Source organism: Streptomyces saintjeani, from assembly GCF_055409605.1.
This window is the reverse complement of the sequence record NZ_CP189624.1, coordinates 8,665,802-8,679,855: the sequence shown is the minus strand read 5'-3', so window position 1 is coordinate 8,679,855 and position 14,054 is coordinate 8,665,802. Positions and strand designations below refer to the sequence as shown.

The 14,054-nt window shown below is 69.5% G+C and carries 15 protein-coding genes; 3 read left to right on the top strand and 12 right to left on the bottom strand.

Annotated features, from left to right (window positions below):
- Window positions 1–158: 158 nt before the first annotated feature.
- The 12 genes from ACQCO7_RS38750 to ACQCO7_RS38695 form a co-directional block, all read right to left on the bottom strand.
- Window positions 159–1,007: a helix-turn-helix domain-containing protein gene (locus tag ACQCO7_RS38750; RefSeq protein ID WP_464076202.1), complete on the bottom strand. Its 849-nt coding sequence runs from the start codon at window positions 1,005–1,007 to the stop codon at window positions 159–161.
- On the bottom strand, window positions 904–1,656 hold the full coding sequence (locus tag ACQCO7_RS38745; protein ID WP_464076201.1) for a TetR/AcrR family transcriptional regulator: 753 nt from the start codon (window positions 1,654–1,656) through the stop codon (window positions 904–906). Before ACQCO7_RS38745 ends, ACQCO7_RS38750 begins: the two co-directional genes overlap by 104 nt.
- A complete protein-coding gene (locus ACQCO7_RS38740; protein WP_464076200.1) occupies window positions 1,653–2,210 on the bottom strand; it encodes a GntR family transcriptional regulator in 558 nt (185 codons plus the stop codon). Before ACQCO7_RS38740 ends, ACQCO7_RS38745 begins: the two co-directional genes overlap by 4 nt.
- Window positions 2,211–2,240: 30 nt before the next feature.
- Window positions 2,241–3,107 (bottom strand): zinc-dependent metalloprotease, encoded by an 867-nt coding sequence (locus ACQCO7_RS38735; RefSeq protein ID WP_464076199.1) that lies wholly within the window; start codon window positions 3,105–3,107, stop codon window positions 2,241–2,243.
- An 80-nt stretch (window positions 3,108–3,187) separates the two neighbouring features.
- Window positions 3,188–3,793: a GntR family transcriptional regulator gene (locus ACQCO7_RS38730; RefSeq protein ID WP_464076198.1), complete on the bottom strand. Its 606-nt coding sequence runs from the start codon at window positions 3,791–3,793 to the stop codon at window positions 3,188–3,190.
- Window positions 3,790–4,860 carry a hypothetical protein gene (locus tag ACQCO7_RS38725; RefSeq protein ID WP_464076197.1) on the bottom strand — a complete coding sequence of 357 codons (1,071 nt, stop codon included), beginning with the start codon at window positions 4,858–4,860 and terminating at the stop codon, window positions 3,790–3,792. The genes ACQCO7_RS38730 and ACQCO7_RS38725 overlap by 4 nt, the downstream gene beginning before the upstream one ends.
- A complete protein-coding gene (locus tag ACQCO7_RS38720) occupies window positions 4,860–5,675 on the bottom strand; it encodes an SAM-dependent methyltransferase (protein WP_464077402.1) in 816 nt (271 codons plus the stop codon). The genes ACQCO7_RS38725 and ACQCO7_RS38720 overlap by 1 nt, the downstream gene beginning before the upstream one ends.
- The gene (locus tag ACQCO7_RS38715; protein ID WP_464076196.1) at window positions 5,668–6,495 is read right to left on the bottom strand and encodes a GntR family transcriptional regulator; all 828 of its coding nucleotides are present in this window, start codon (window positions 6,493–6,495) and stop codon (window positions 5,668–5,670) included. Before ACQCO7_RS38715 ends, ACQCO7_RS38720 begins: the two co-directional genes overlap by 8 nt.
- 214 nt (window positions 6,496–6,709) lie before the next feature.
- A complete protein-coding gene (locus ACQCO7_RS38710) occupies window positions 6,710–8,143 on the bottom strand; it encodes a glutamine synthetase family protein (protein ID WP_464076195.1) in 1,434 nt (477 codons plus the stop codon).
- Complete coding sequence (locus ACQCO7_RS38705; RefSeq protein ID WP_464077401.1) at window positions 8,144–9,556, bottom strand: amino acid permease; 1,413 nt, start codon at window positions 9,554–9,556, stop codon at window positions 8,144–8,146. It abuts the gene before it with no gap.
- A gap of 167 nt (window positions 9,557–9,723) precedes the next feature.
- Window positions 9,724–10,719 carry a hypothetical protein gene (locus tag ACQCO7_RS38700; protein WP_464076194.1) on the bottom strand — a complete coding sequence of 332 codons (996 nt, stop codon included), beginning with the start codon at window positions 10,717–10,719 and terminating at the stop codon, window positions 9,724–9,726.
- 546 nt (window positions 10,720–11,265) lie between these two features.
- Window positions 11,266–11,418, bottom strand: coding sequence for a hypothetical protein (locus tag ACQCO7_RS38695; RefSeq protein ID WP_464076193.1), 153 nt, complete (start codon window positions 11,416–11,418; stop codon window positions 11,266–11,268).
- 609 nt (window positions 11,419–12,027) lie between these two features.
- On the opposite strand from ACQCO7_RS38695, the gene ACQCO7_RS38690 reads away from it, so the two are divergent.
- The 3 genes from ACQCO7_RS38690 to ACQCO7_RS38680 all read left to right on the top strand — a co-directional run bounded on the left by ACQCO7_RS38690 (window position 12,028) and on the right by ACQCO7_RS38680 (window position 13,730).
- The gene (locus tag ACQCO7_RS38690) at window positions 12,028–12,921 is read left to right on the top strand and encodes a helix-turn-helix domain-containing protein (protein ID WP_464076192.1); all 894 of its coding nucleotides are present in this window, start codon (window positions 12,028–12,030) and stop codon (window positions 12,919–12,921) included.
- The gene (locus ACQCO7_RS38685; protein ID WP_464076191.1) at window positions 12,918–13,145 is read left to right on the top strand and encodes a DUF397 domain-containing protein; all 228 of its coding nucleotides are present in this window, start codon (window positions 12,918–12,920) and stop codon (window positions 13,143–13,145) included. The genes ACQCO7_RS38690 and ACQCO7_RS38685 overlap by 4 nt, the downstream gene beginning before the upstream one ends.
- Before the next feature lie 366 nt (window positions 13,146–13,511).
- Window positions 13,512–13,730, top strand: coding sequence for a DUF397 domain-containing protein (locus ACQCO7_RS38680; protein WP_464076190.1), 219 nt, complete (start codon window positions 13,512–13,514; stop codon window positions 13,728–13,730).
- The last annotated feature ends 324 nt before the right edge of the window (window positions 13,731–14,054 follow it).

Genomic DNA, 14,054 nt, shown 5'->3' with positions numbered 1-14,054 from the left:
GGCTGTTTTCATTGACAGCCGACGGGAGGAAGAGGGGCGTTCCATGGCGTGAGCGTTGTCATGAAATGGCTAGGCGCAGTAATTCGGCATATGGGGCTCACGGCAGACGGGAGTGCGCCTCCGCTGCGGCGGAGAGCCGTCGGCCCCGGGGGCCGGGGTCACGAACTTCTCCGGGCCGGGGTGCTCGATCGATTGGCGTCGACGATTTCCGCCGGGGGTCCTCCACCCGATTTCCTTTTCTGCCGTCGGGTCGATTTCTGAACGTACAGCCTCGTCTTGCATCTGACGAGGTATCCGCTTTCTTCCAGCGATTTGAGGGCCAGGCACACCGCATGCTGGGTGACACCGAACCTGCGCTTTATCGCTGCTTGCGTGGGAATTTCGCTGCCGGCGGGCCAAACCCCGTCCTCCATTTTGGCGATGAGGGATTCTCTGAGGTATTCAAGATCCGACATTTTCAGATCCGGGATCAGCCAGGTTTCCCATCGCCCAGGTTCGACACACACCTTGAGGAAGTCCCCCGCAGGAGGGTCCTTGGGATCCAGCGCGACAATCCCCCTGCCAGGCAATCTGAGCAGAAGGCCGTCCATCTGCACTTTCAGTGCAGCTTTCTGGAAGTTCCCTCTGCTTATTCCGGACTCGCGGGCCAGGTGGCTGAGTGCCGGAATTTTGTGGCGCGGCTTGCATGTGCCGCTCACGACGAGATTCCGGAGGATTTCAATCGCCCACTCCAGGGCGGTGAGGGGAGCCGGAACGGCTGCGTTGTAGCCGCCGCGATGACGCATGATTCCCGCGTCATCCACAATTCTCCGGATACTCCCGTAGGAGCGCCCGAGATGATCTTCGATTTCCCTCAGGGCTGCCCCGTCCTTGTAGGCGGCACAGACCGCTGCCCGGAAAATCTCAGCCTGGGCTCCCTTCAGTCGTGCTCCCTTCTCGGGTGCGCGGACACCTTCCAGGTGTTTCTGCCACTTCGGAGCCGCATTCTTCTGGCCGGTGGCGTTCACGGTGTTTTCCTGGTTCATCGGTGGTCGTCTTCGGGTCGGTGGCGGCCAGGGTGGTGCCGGGCGGGAGGAGGCGCCGGGCGGTGTGCGCGATCTGAACGCGGACGTGCCGGTGGGATTCGGCGGGGAGCAGGAGGTAGGAGAGGGTCTGGCGCAGGACGGTCTCGACGGCGTGGGAGTGGCTGTCGGGTCCGGTGACGCCGGCCAGGCGCCGGCGGATCTCGGTGAGGAGGTCGGCCAGGGCCCGGCTGCCGGTCGTATCTGCCGGTGCGTGTCCGGGGCCGGGGAGGAAGCAGCCGCGCAGGGGATGGGAGCGGCTTGCGGCGAGCATCCAGGCGGCGGCTGCGGTGAGGCAGTCGGCGGGGTCGGCGCCCCGCGTGCGGGCCTTGTGCCGGCGGCGGCTGCCTCCGTCCAGCAGCCGGCCCATCTCGCGGGCCAGGAGCGCCGGAGTGATCCCGTCCCGGCGGGAGAAGAGGTTGTAGAGGGTCTGGCGTGTCACGCGGGCGGCGGCTGCGATCTCCAGCATTCCCTTCTTCTCCCAGGTACCGGCCCGGTGCAGGGCGAGCGCCACGTCGAGCACGGTCTCTCGGGTATTGCGCGTCCTGGACGAGGCCGCTGCCGGATCCGGTTCGGGACGGGTGTCTTCTTTCATGTCTTGCCCCTCATTCCTGCGGCGGGCCGGTGCGCCACCGGCTGCCCCGCAGGCCCTTCGACGACGAGACGGCGTCCCTCCCTGCGCAGCAGCCCCTCGCCTTTCAGCCGCCGCACCGCCGCGCAGGCGGCGCTCCGCGAGACCGCCAGGTCGGCGGCCAGCACCCGGTACGGCGGCAAGGGCGTCGCGGCCGGGTACATCCCTTCGGCGATCCGTCGGCGTATCACTGCCGTCGTGTAGGCCGACCAGGTCGGATATCCCTCGGGCAGGCCCGGCCGCAGGCCCCGTCCGCCCGAGCAACGCAGCACTCCCTCCAGGATCAGCCTCAGGGCTTTGAAGGAGCGCCCGGTGCGGCGGCGGATCTCGGCGACGGAAAGACCCTCCTCGTAGGCACGGCGGACGGCTGCCCGCACTACGGGGTCGGCCGCCTGTGCCTGGAGGGATTTCGGCCAGGCCGCGGGCAGGCTGTCCAGGGCCTGCTCCCAGTCGGCGGGCGTGGTGATGCGATCGTCCGGCCCGACGGCATCGGCCTCTGTCCGGGTGGTCTTGTTCACGTCTGCCTGTCTCCTCCTGCCGGCTGCCGGTCAGCTCTGTCCGGCCGGTTCGGTCGTGAGGCCGGGTCCGGCCGGGGAGGCGGCGGCGAGCCGCCGGGCCCAGGTACCGGGCTCGGTGATCTCCTCGGCGGCGGGCAGCAGCGAGGCGTCGGTCCAGACCTGGTTGACCACGTCGGTGCCGCATATGTCGACGGCCTGGGTGATGAGCCGGAGCCCTTGGGCGTAGTGGGCGTTGAGACGGCTGAGCCTGGTGATGTCGGTGATCGCCTTGTGGAGCCGGAAGCGCCGGGACGGCCTGGCGTGCTTGGTGGCGTCGACCGGTGCGCCGTAGAGGCGGGTCGTGATCTCCCGGTCGGTCCAGCAGGCGTGTCCTTCCAGCACGGTCGGTCCGGCCTGGGGGTCGCGTCCCCGGCGGCCGGCGAACAGGGTCTCCTGCCACACGCCGGCGCGGGCCGCGAGCTGAGCCTGGTGGACGAGTTCGTGCGCGACGATCTGGGTCAGACACTGCGCGTTGGTGTCGTATCCGACGTGCTGGAGCGTGCAGGGCACCATCACGGTCTCGACCTGGCCGTCGGCGGCCTCCATGGTCACCCCGGCGATCAGCGGCCACAGGAGGACGGGGAGGATGCCGCTGATCTTGAGGGCGCGGCGTAGCTGGATGACCTCCTTAGGCGTCATCTCCAGGTCGGCTATGTCGCGGGTCAGAGTGCGCCCGGCGTTGTACCGGTAAGCGGCGCGCCATTCCTTCGGCGTGAGCAGGCGGAAGCGGACGGCCGGCGGGACGGCCAGGCCAGTCGTCCGGGTCACGACCGGTGCGACGGTGTGCAGGATGGCGGAGATCTGCTCGACGAGGTCGGGGTGGCGGCGGGTCTCGTCGAGGACGGTGAAGCGGGTCACGTTTCCTGGTGTTCCTGTCGGGTGGGTGGTTTCGGAAGACAAGTGAGGTTCCTGCTCACGGTGTCTCCGTAGGTCGGTGTTCAAGGCATCGGAAGAGAGGGGCGAGGTGTCCCACCTGTAGGCGTGCACCGGCTCGGCAGCACGCGTCCCGTGGTGGCAGGGGGAGAGCGGCCCCGGGGTTCGGCGTGCTGCGGGTGCGAGGGTGTGTCCGCGGCGACCACGACGAGGCGGCGGCCCTCCCGGCGCAGCCACCCGTCGTCCCGCAGTTGCCGGACCACCTTGTAGACCACTCCCGGTTCCACGCCCAGTTCCCTGGCCAGGACCCGGTGCGGCGGCAGGGGCCATTCGGCGCGGTAGGTGCCGTCCGCGAGGCGTCGGCGCACCTCGGCTTTTACGTAGGCCGCCCAGCTGCGGTGGCCCGGCGGCAGACCGGTCCGGCGTCCGCGGGCGCCGCACGCACGCAGCACCCCTTCGCAAGCGAGCATCAGGCGTACGGTTTTGAGGGAGCGGCCGGTGCGGCGGTGGATCTCGGCGACGGGCGCCCCGGCTTCGTAGGCGCGGCGGACAGCGGCCCGCGCCACCGGTTCGGCCGCCTGGTCCTTCAGGGATTTCGGCCAGATTCTCGGCAGGCTCTCCAGTTCCCGCTGCCAGTCGGGGAGCACCGGTGCGGGTTCGGACGTGGTCATGTCTGGTTCCCGGCGAGGCGGATGCCGTGGTGGCGCAGGAAGTTGATGGCCTGAATGGCCTCGGCGACCGCGGTGAGCGGGGTGATGCCGTCGGCGATCCGTCGTACGCCGTCGGCCTGCCACCCGTAGGGCAGGGCCGCGAGACGGGTGGCGAGGTCGGCGCCGAGCGCATGGTCCTCTTCGCGGTAGCGGCCGGTTTCATGGTCCGGGGCGGGGGACGGCGGGTGGTGGCCGCCGGCCACCTGGCGGCGGGCGTACTGGAGCACGTCGTGGAAGGGGAGACTCCCGGGCCCCAGCGAGACGGAGACCCTTTCAGGGCTCCCGGCCGGGGGCAGGACCTGCTCGTAGCGGCCGCTGAGGACGGCGGCCTGCCAGGCGGGCGGGAGTTCGGTGAGGACGCTGAGCCAGAACTCGGCAGCCCTCCCGTGGGACAGCCGCCGGCCGTGGAGGGGCCCCGGCCCCCACAAACGCGTGACCTGCCTGACGTCCCGTACGAACGTCGTGACGCCCGCCGCGTCCAGGACGGGAACGGATCCGCTGCGGCCGATCAGCCGGTGGACGGTCGCCAGGTCGCCCTCGGGCAGCGCGCCGAGGAGGCGGGGGCGCGAGCGTAGCTCGTCCCAGGACAGGAAGGCCGCGTCGTGGGCCGCCTGCGCGACGTCGTCCGTACCGCATCCGGTGCCGGCGTCTTCCGCGAGGGTCTTGAGCGCCTGGTCGATCTGTACGGTCCGGCCGGGATCATCACTGAGGGCGGGGTCGAGGAGAGGGGAGCATACGCCGGGATGGCCGGCGAACAGGGAGCACGCCGGGGTGCGCGGGCACTCGGGCAGGACGTGGACGGGCAGCGGACCGGTGGGCCGGCCGGTCCAGGTCGTCCAGCCGGGCGTGGCCCCCGCCCAGGCCGCGTCCCGCAGGACACCCCAGTGCGGGCCGCTGCCGTGCGCGGCGACCGGGCACTGCACGGACCACCTGAGCAGACCCCCGGGCGTGTGGGGACCGGCCTCGGGCACGAGGCGGCGCTCGACACGGAAGCGGGCGCCGCACGTCAGCGGCTTCGCCGAGGGCATCATCGGACGTTCCTTTCGTACGCGGTCCGCTGGAGGCGGGCGACGCCTCCGTAGAGGTCAGTCGGCACCGGACACGCGGGAGCCGAGGTGGGGGCGGGGCGCCACAGCGGGCAGGAGACGATCCCGGGTTCCAGCAGCCTCAGTCCGTCGGAGAACGCGGCGATCCGGTCGGGGCTGCGCAGGACGTACGGGAGGGCGCCGGTCGCGTCGTAACGCCCTTGTGCCACCCGCAGGTTGAGGCTGGTGTCGGTGGCGTCGCAGTGCACGAGACAGCTGCCGTCGGGCAGGGCGGCCGTCAGGTTACGGACGGCGGCCAGTGCCTCGTCGTCCGGGAGGTGGCCCAGGACGCTGGTGAGGAGCAGCGCGACGGGCCTGGTGAAGTCCAGGGTGGCGGACGCGGCGCCGAGGAGCGCGGCGGGTTCGCGCAGGTCGGCGTGGAGGCTGTCGACGGCGCCCTCGGGAGTGCTGTAGCGCAGGCTGAGGAGATGCGTGACCACGTGCGGATCGTGGTCGGCGTACACGATCCGGGCGTCCGGGGAGATCCGTTGGGCGACCTCGTGCGTGTTGACGTCTCCGGGCAGCCCGGGGCCGATGTCGAGGAACTGCCGCACCTCCCGTTCCCGGACGAGGTGGGTGACGGCGCGCTTCACGAACGCCCGCGACGCACGGGCGATCGTGCACCACTGCGGCGCGATCTCCCGGCAGGCGTCGCCGATCACCCGGTCGACCTCGTAGAAGTCTTTGCCGCCGGTCCAGTAGTTCCAGGTCCGCGCGGAGGAGGGGACCGCCGAGTCGATGAGTACCAGGTCAGGCAGCACGCTCCTCCCCTTCCTCTTCCTGCCCAGGCGGGAGCAGGGCGGCGGCCAGCCGCCGGGCGTGGGGGTGGACGTGGAGGCCCTGGGGTCCCCAGGCCAGCAGATCCTGGCGTTCGAGCGGGGCCAGGACGTGGCCGAGCGTGCGCTGCGGAAGGGCGAACTGCCGTGCGAGATCGACTGTTTCAGGCAGAGGGCCGGGGGTGCGGGTGTTGTCGGCCAGCTGCTGGAGGAAGGTCTGCCGGAGCCATTCGGCCCGGCGGGCCGCGGTGTACGGCAGGGGCCAGTACTCGGTCCGCTCCCCGACCGTGACGGTGACGACGAGGTCCGGGACCTGGCCGGGGGTGGTCACGACGGTGCCGTACGACGGGACCGGGAGCAGCAGTTCCTCGTCCTTGAGACGGTGGACCGCCCCCTGCACCGCCCAGGAGCGTACGTTGAGTTCGGCGGACAGCACCCGCACGGTCGGCAGCGGGCTGCCGACCGGGTAGCGTCCGCCGGTGATCCGCTCGCGCAGCACGGTGGCCGCCGCGTCCAACCAGGACGCGTGCCCCTCCTGTACGGCGGAGGGCCGCAGCGAGCCGCCCCTGCCGCGCAGCACTTTTTCCTCGACGAGGATCAGCCGCACCAGGCTCCGGGAGCGGCCGGTGTGGGCGCAGATGTCGTCGACGCCGGCGTAGGCCTGATAGGCGTCGCGGATCGCGGTGCGCACCCTGGGATCGGCTGCCTGCTCCTTGAGGGACCTCGGCCAGGTGTCGGGCAGGCCCGTCAAGTGCTTCTGCCACACGGCGGCTTGGGTGGTGGGCGGGGAGGTATCGGTCATCTCTCACTCGCGAGATCGGTATCGGACACAGGGTCAGGGGCCGAGGCCGTCCGGGGCTGGCCTCTTGTTCTCCCGGGCCACCGACGACATGGGGAGACAGGGGAGGGGTGGCCCCGCCGCCGCGCCCGTGTCTGCGGGGAGCGGCCCGGCGGCGGGGCCCGGGGACCCGTGCACGATGGAGAGGATCTCCACGGGGGTGCCGTGCACGGGAGGTTCAGGCGTTGGCCAGCCAGCGGCGTCGTTCGACGTCGGTGACCTCACGCTCCTGGTGGTCGAGTTCGAGCTCGGCGAGGCGGGCGTAGTGCTCGACGACCGCGGGGCCGAACGCCTCGTGGGCGAGGGTGCTGTCCTGGAAGTCGGCGAGGGCGTCGGTGAGCGTGGACGGCACGCGACGGCAGCCGGTCGCGCTCCGGTAGGCGCTGCCGGTCTGCGCCGGGCCGGGGTCGAGCCGGTGCTCGACGCCGTAGGTGACGGCGGCCAGGACGGCGGCGAGCGCGAGGTAGGGATTGGCGTCCGCGCCGGGCACGCGGACCTCCAGGCGACGCAGGCCCAGACGCCGTCCGCCAACGACACGTATCGCGCAGGTGCGGTTGTCGTATCCCCAGGTGAACGAGGTCGGCGCGAACGAGCCGGGGGTGAAGCGTTTGTAGGAGTTGCTGTTCGGCGCGTAGAAGGGGGCGAGTTCGGGGAGGGCGGTGAGCAGGCCGGCGATGGCGTGCTGTCCGGTCTCGGTCAGGACCCCGTCGTATCCGGCCAGCGCGCTGTTGGGGCCGGACCAGAGGGAGAGGTGGATGTGGAGGCCGTTGGCACGGCCGGTTTCGGGGGCGGCCATGAAGGTGGGGGTCAGTCCGGCGCGCGCGCCGAGTGCGCGGACCGCGTGTTTGAACAGCAGGTGCTGGTCACAGGCGGCGAGGGCGGTGCCGTAGCGGAAGGTCAGCTCGGCCTGGCCGGGCCCGGCCTCGGTCTTGATCGCCTCCACCGGTAACCCGACGCCTTTCAGGGCGCGTTGGAGGTGGCGGAAGAAGCGGTCGCTGACGGGGTCGTGGTCGAGGGCGTAGTCGAGGTTGCCCGCCGCCACCGGACGCAGCTCCCGGTACCCGGTCTCCTCAGCGTCGGCGTACGTGCCCCGGTAGAGGGAGAACTCCGTCTCGATGCCCACCATGGGATGGCCGTGCTGCCCCAGCCGGTCCAGCTGACGGCGCAGGACCTCCCGCGGTGCGACCTCCACCGGTGTGCCGTCGGGCATCAGCGCGTCCCCCATGACCAGCGCGGTGCGCGCCTCCCACGGCAGGGCCCGGATCGACGTCAGCTCCGGCCGCACCGACAGATCCTGGTAGCCGTGCTCCCACGAGGTCAGCGCGAACCCGTCCGCCGGACTCATCCCGACGTCGGTGGCCAGGATGTACGAGCACGCCTCGGCGCCGCGCTTCGCGACCCGCCGGACAAAATACTCCGCGTCGTACCGCTTCCCCTTCAGCCGGCCCTGGAGATCAGGAACGGCGAGGAGCACCGTGTCGATGTGCCCGGCCGCCACCCAGGTGCACAGATCGTCGAACGACTTGGGGGCCGCGGCCTGCTGTTCCTCCGTCGTCTGGTGCGCGAGCAGGAAACCGGCGTCGGACTCGTCGGAGAATGTACTGGTCGCCATTCAGACCACCTCACCCTCGAACGCGGCGGCCGAACGGTCCGCTGCGGGGACCTTGTACGCACTGCCCTGCTTGTGCCACCACGCCCACGCCAGGAGAAGGACGACGAACAGCGCGACCGGCGCGTAGTTGAACGTGTCGACGGAGACCGGGGCCGTCTGGGGGAGACAGAACAGGACGGTCACGAACACCACCCACACCACCGCGACCACGCCGACGATCACGCCCCAACTCCGCAGGTTCCACGGGCCGGGACGGAAGCGGTCACGGTTCTTCACCCTCAGGTAGATGGGGATCGCGTAGGCGGGGGTGATCCCGACCACGTTGATGCTGGTGATCGCCGCGTACGCGACCGGACTGTAGAGACTCGGGAGCGCGAGGAGCGCGGCGCAGACGACGGCGAGCATCACGGCCTTGCGCGGGGTGCCACGGGAATCGAGCTGCCGCCACAGCGCGGAGCCGGGCAGGGCACCGTCGCGGGAGAACGCGAACACCATCCTCGACGCGGCGGCGGTCTCGGCGTTGCCACAGAACAACTGGGCCACGATCACGACCAGGAGCAGGAGTTTGGCACCGGTGACGCCGACGGCGTCGAGGAAGATCTGAGCCGGAGGAACCCCCGTTGCGCTGCCGACGGTGCCCGCGTAGTCCTGGATCGCGAAGGTCAGTCCGGCGAGGAGGACGGCCCCGGCGAGCCAGGACCAGCCGATCGCGTGGATGATGCCGCGCGGGGCCGAGACCTGCGCGTCGGTGGTCTCCTCGCTCAGGTGCGCGGAAGCGTCGTAGCCGGAGAACGTGTACTGCGCCAACAACAGACCCAGTGCGACGACGTAGACAGAGCTGTTCCAGCCGGAGTTGTTGACGAACTCCCCGAACACGAAGGACGCGGGCTGGTGGTGGGAGGGGACGACAGCCAGCGCGCCGACGATGACCAGGACGCCGGCGGCGTGCCACCAGACGCTGATGCTGTTGAGGATGCTCACCAGCCGCACCCCGAAGAGGTTCAGGGTGAGGTGCAGGGCGAGGATGCACAGGAAGACCAGCATGATCTTCCCCGGCGACGGTGTGACACCCCACTGGAGGTTCAGGAATGCCCCCGTGAACAGGGCGGCGCCGTAGTCGATCCCGGCGATCGCCCCCAGCAGACCCAGCAGGTTCAGCCAGCCGGTGTACCAGCCCCACTTCCGCCCGCCGAGCCGCTCCGCCTGGTAGTACAGGGCACCCGAGGTCGGGTAGGCGGAGGTGACCTCGGCCAGTCCGGCGCCGACGAACATCACCATCGCGCCGACGGCTACCCAGCCCCACAGCATCACCGCCGGGCCGCCGGTGATCATCCCGAATCCGTACAGCGTCATACAACCGCTCAGGACGCTGATCACGGAGAAGCTGACCGCGAAGTTCCCGAACGGCTTCATCTGGCGCGCGAGGACGGGCTTGTAACCCAGCTCCCGTAAATACGCCGCGTCGCCCTTGCGGGGAATCTCACGACGATCAGGACTCGGACGAGCCACAGGTAAACCTCCAGAACATAAGCAACGGAACAAAAAGACAGATGCAGGCCATGTGCGGGCTGAAGCGGGAGCTACCGACGGCCCCCGGCCCTCGACGGACGAGAAGAGAAGGACTCGGCGCGGGCGCGCACCAGCAGGGCCTCACCCGGGTCCGGCTGCGACGATCCGGTGTGGGCCGACGCCCACGGCTCCCGGGCCGCGTACGGCTCCAATGCCTCGAACACCTCGGCTGCCTCCGCCGGCCGGCCACCGGCCCACAGCGCGTACGCGAGCAGACTCATGTCCCCCACCGACCGCTCCAGCGGCGGCGCCTTGCGAAACCAGTGGTGGAAGGCGGTCAGCGAGTGGCCGACCAGCGTGTCCGACCAGCAGAACCGCCACGTGGCGTCCACCGGGCCCTTGCGCCGCTGCTCCATGTGCGCGTACGCGGGCAGCAGCAACAGCGGCGAAGCGGGCAGCCGTTGAGCGGCCACCAGCCGGCCGAAGTCATGCACGGCGGCGAGCGACGCACCCACCCTGGCCTCCCGCGCGAGCAGAAACTGCACCACCCGGTGATACGCCTCCCGGTTGCCGGGGTCACGCCGGTCCACCTCGGCCAGCAGCCCCCACGGACCGGTGGGAAACCCCGACTCCCCCGAGAACACGCGGTGTTCCTTCCGCACCTGACACGTATCGAGCTGCGCCAGCGCGAGCAGACACACCCACGCCACCGGATCACCCGGCCCCCGACGCAACGCCTCCCACACCCGGGACCGGGCCCGCGCCTCGAACGTCAGGGTCCGCGGATGCCCCGTGAGGTGCGCCCGCAACGCCCGCTCGACCGCCACCCGCGCGCTCATAAGCCACGCGTCGTAACACCCCGGCTCCTCCCGCAGCCACATCCCCACCACGTCCGACCGGGCCGCCGCCACCGCCAGCACCTGCGACCGCGACGTCCGCAACGCCCACCGCTCCCCGGTCGCCGCCAGCAGATCCCGCACCGCCCGCCAGTGCCCCAACTGCAGCTCCACGAGCGCGACCCGCAGTTGGTCGTCATGCCCCGCCGGGTGATACACGAAGCGCGTCATCGCCCCTCCCCTGAACGGGAGTTGCCGGTGTCCCGGAGGCCGGCGAGGGGGACCTCGACCCACACACCGACCCCCTCGGCGACAGCCCACCGCCCGCCCAAGCCCCGCACCACAGCGTCGACCAGGACCAGACCCCGACCACCGTCCGCCAGAAGATCCGGCTCACCGCCCGCCGCGACGGCCGGACAGCCGTCACGCACCTCCAGCCGCAGCCGCCCACCCGAACACCGTCCCCACACCACCACCGGATCAGCACCGCTGTAGAGAAGATTGAGTTGGTGACCAGCTCCGACACCACCAACTCCAACTCCCCGACCGCTCCACTCCCTACCTCGCAACCGCGCGTCAGCCACGCCCGCACACTGCGACGCACATCCGAGACGTACTGGCACTCGGCCGGGACTTCCATCTCGAACTCCTCAGCAGCCCCTTCAACGCCCCGCCGCCATACTTCGGTCAGACCCACCAGACGGGCGCAGAGCATCAGGGACCGCCCCAGGACATGACCGGTCGCCGCCGACGGCCGCACCGCCGACCCCTGCGCCCTCACCGCCGGCCTCCCTCGACCATCGCGACGAACGCCAAGCGCGAGCCAAACCAGGCCAGTTCCTCCGCGCACCAGCCCCGGTCGGCGCCGGTGTCGGAGTGCGTCAGCACCACGACCCCGTCGGCACGCCCGGCCCGAACCTGCTGCCGCACCAGCCCCCACCCCGGCCAGCCCGCACACGCGCTCCAGGGGCGGTCATCCGTGTAAGGCTGCCGAGCCTGCCAGTCCTGCCTCTCGGCGAATGACCTCACACCGTTCAGGTACCGCTCCGGGACGTGCAGGCACACTTCCGGCACTCGGTCATTCGCCCTGATGAGAGCAGTCGCCCGCTCCTGGAGTTCGCGCGGTGCCACCTCCATGAGAACGCGTGGATCGGCCTTGGCGCGGTTTTCATCGGAACGTGACGCTCCTGCGAAGGCGCGCATCGCGGCTTGCTGGACGGGTGGGGGAGCCAAGGCGGCGACTGAGGGGAGCGAGATCATCAGAGTTCTCCGGAGCGGGACTTCGCATGGAGCACGTCGGGGGACAAGAGAGCCGCTCTTTGCTGCATCAGGCGCGACTGCGTGTGTCCGAAGCCAAGCGTGACGTCAGGTTCGGAGCGGTTACCTCCTATGCAACGAAGGATGCCGATGCTCAACTTCAACTGGCAAGCTTGTCACCGGAATTCGCTTGAAGTGGCGCCCCTACTTCGCTGATTCCGCAACCCTTGGGTGTCAAACCGCACCTGAGCTGCCGTATCGTGCACCCGGGAGGTGCCATTCATGCCGAACGTTCGCGCAGTGCCAACTCTGCGTCGGAGAAGGCTCGGTGGAACCCTGCGTCAGTACCGCAAGGGCGTAGGCAAGAGCATCGACGTGGCCGCGAGGGCGATGGGCTGGCCCGAGAGCAAGCTCTCCCGCATCGAGACCGCCAACGCGCGGATGCTTCCCAAGGACATCGCTCCGCTCCTGGAGCAGTACGGCGTTACGGACCCGGAGGTTGTCTCCGCACTGGAATCCCTCGCCAAGGACGCGGGGAAGCAGGGCTGGTGGCAGGGGTTCGGCGATGTCGTCGGCGCCAACTACAAGGACTACCTCAGCCTGGAGTCCGACGCGGACAAGATTTACGTGTACGCGCCGAACCTGCTTCCAGGGCTGTTGCAGACGGGGCCGTATGCCCGCGAGATCATCGCCGCCACGGCCATCACCCGCACTCCCGAGGAAGTCATCGCGCTGGCAGAGATCCGCAAGACGCGACAGAGCATCCTCACCAACCCCACCCGTTCCGGCGGCCCGTTGACGTATTGGGCCGTCATCCACGAGGCCGTGCTCCACCAGACCTTTGCTTCGAACAGCAACCTCATGGTCCAGCAGATGCAACACCTCCTGGACATGGCGGACCTGACCAACATCACGATCCAGATCATGCCGCTGAGGGCCACCCCGCATCCAGGAATGCTCGGGCCTTTCGAAGTGGTGCGCTTCCCACACCCGTGGCCCACCGTGGTCAACCTGGAGAACATCCGCGGCGGCTACTTCGTCGAAGGCACTGACGACGTGAAGGTCTTCGAGACCGCGTTCGATCGTGTCGTGGCTGCCGCACTTCCCCCGGACGTCTCGCGAGAGGCCATCAAAGGAACCATGAGGAAGATCATGGAGGAGAGGAAAGACAAGTGAGCACCACCGACCCCAAGGCCGACCTGTACGCCGTTGACCTGACTCAGGCCATATGGCGCAAGTCCCCTGCCAGCAGCGGCGGCGAGCAGTGCGTCGAGATCACCGACCTTCCGGGGGGAGGCATCGCCATCCGCGACTCCAAGAACCCCTTGAAGGAGCCGCTGCGCTACACCGCAGACGAGTGGGACGCTTTTCGGCAGGGCGTCATCGCCGGGGTGTTGTAGGGCGTAACCGGGTGGTCCTCCTGGGGTACAGAGGGGGATCACCCGGCTACGGAAGTTGGCCTGTGCATTCCTGTGGCAAGTTCCCGCCGCATCGGCCTTGCAGGTTTCTTCGGCGGTAGCAACGACGCCCAGCGCAAGGTCGCTACTGCCGGTGGAACGCTCGGTACAGGACTGGGAACGTCACGTTCGCGACCACTGTCTTCGCGGCGCGGTGCTACCAACGAGAGGGCATCCGATGACCGATAGGCGTGTGTGCTCCGCACCCGACGTGAAGAAGTACGGACAGGCGTTCACCGACCTCCAGGCGCTCGCTCCGGGATACAAGGAGTCCCTGAGCATGATCCACGCAGCAAGCAAGGAGTTTTGGTGCCCATCCGAGCCGATGACCTGAACGTCGACTGGTTCTCGTCCAGCTACAGCAACAACCAGGGCGGTCAGTGCGTCCAGGGCGGAAGGATCACCGGCGCGATGGCCCTCGACTGGTTCTCGTCGAGCTACAGCAACAACCAAGGCGGCGAGTGTGTCCAAGGCGGAAGGACGACCGGCGCCATGGCCGTCCGCTCCCCCACGGAGCCGCGTTCATAGTCCCCGCCGCCCCCTGGGCCGCTTTCATCAGCGCCGTGAGCGAGGGCGAGTTGAGCTAGCCCCACCCCGCGAGAACTCCAAGCGGTCCGTCTCCTCCCCCGAGGAAACGGACCGCTTCGCACATCCAGCGCACCAAGCCACCTGATCGGCCCGCCGTACGAACACCCGGCGACAACACGAACCCTCACGTTCGACGGGAGCATCTGGCGGACTCCGGAGCGTACGCGTCAGCCGCCTCCTCCCGGCTTCCCGTGCATGCCTCACATTGGCAACGATCGAGACAGTCACCCACGAACGGCGCCGCTCTGACGACACAACGGCCTC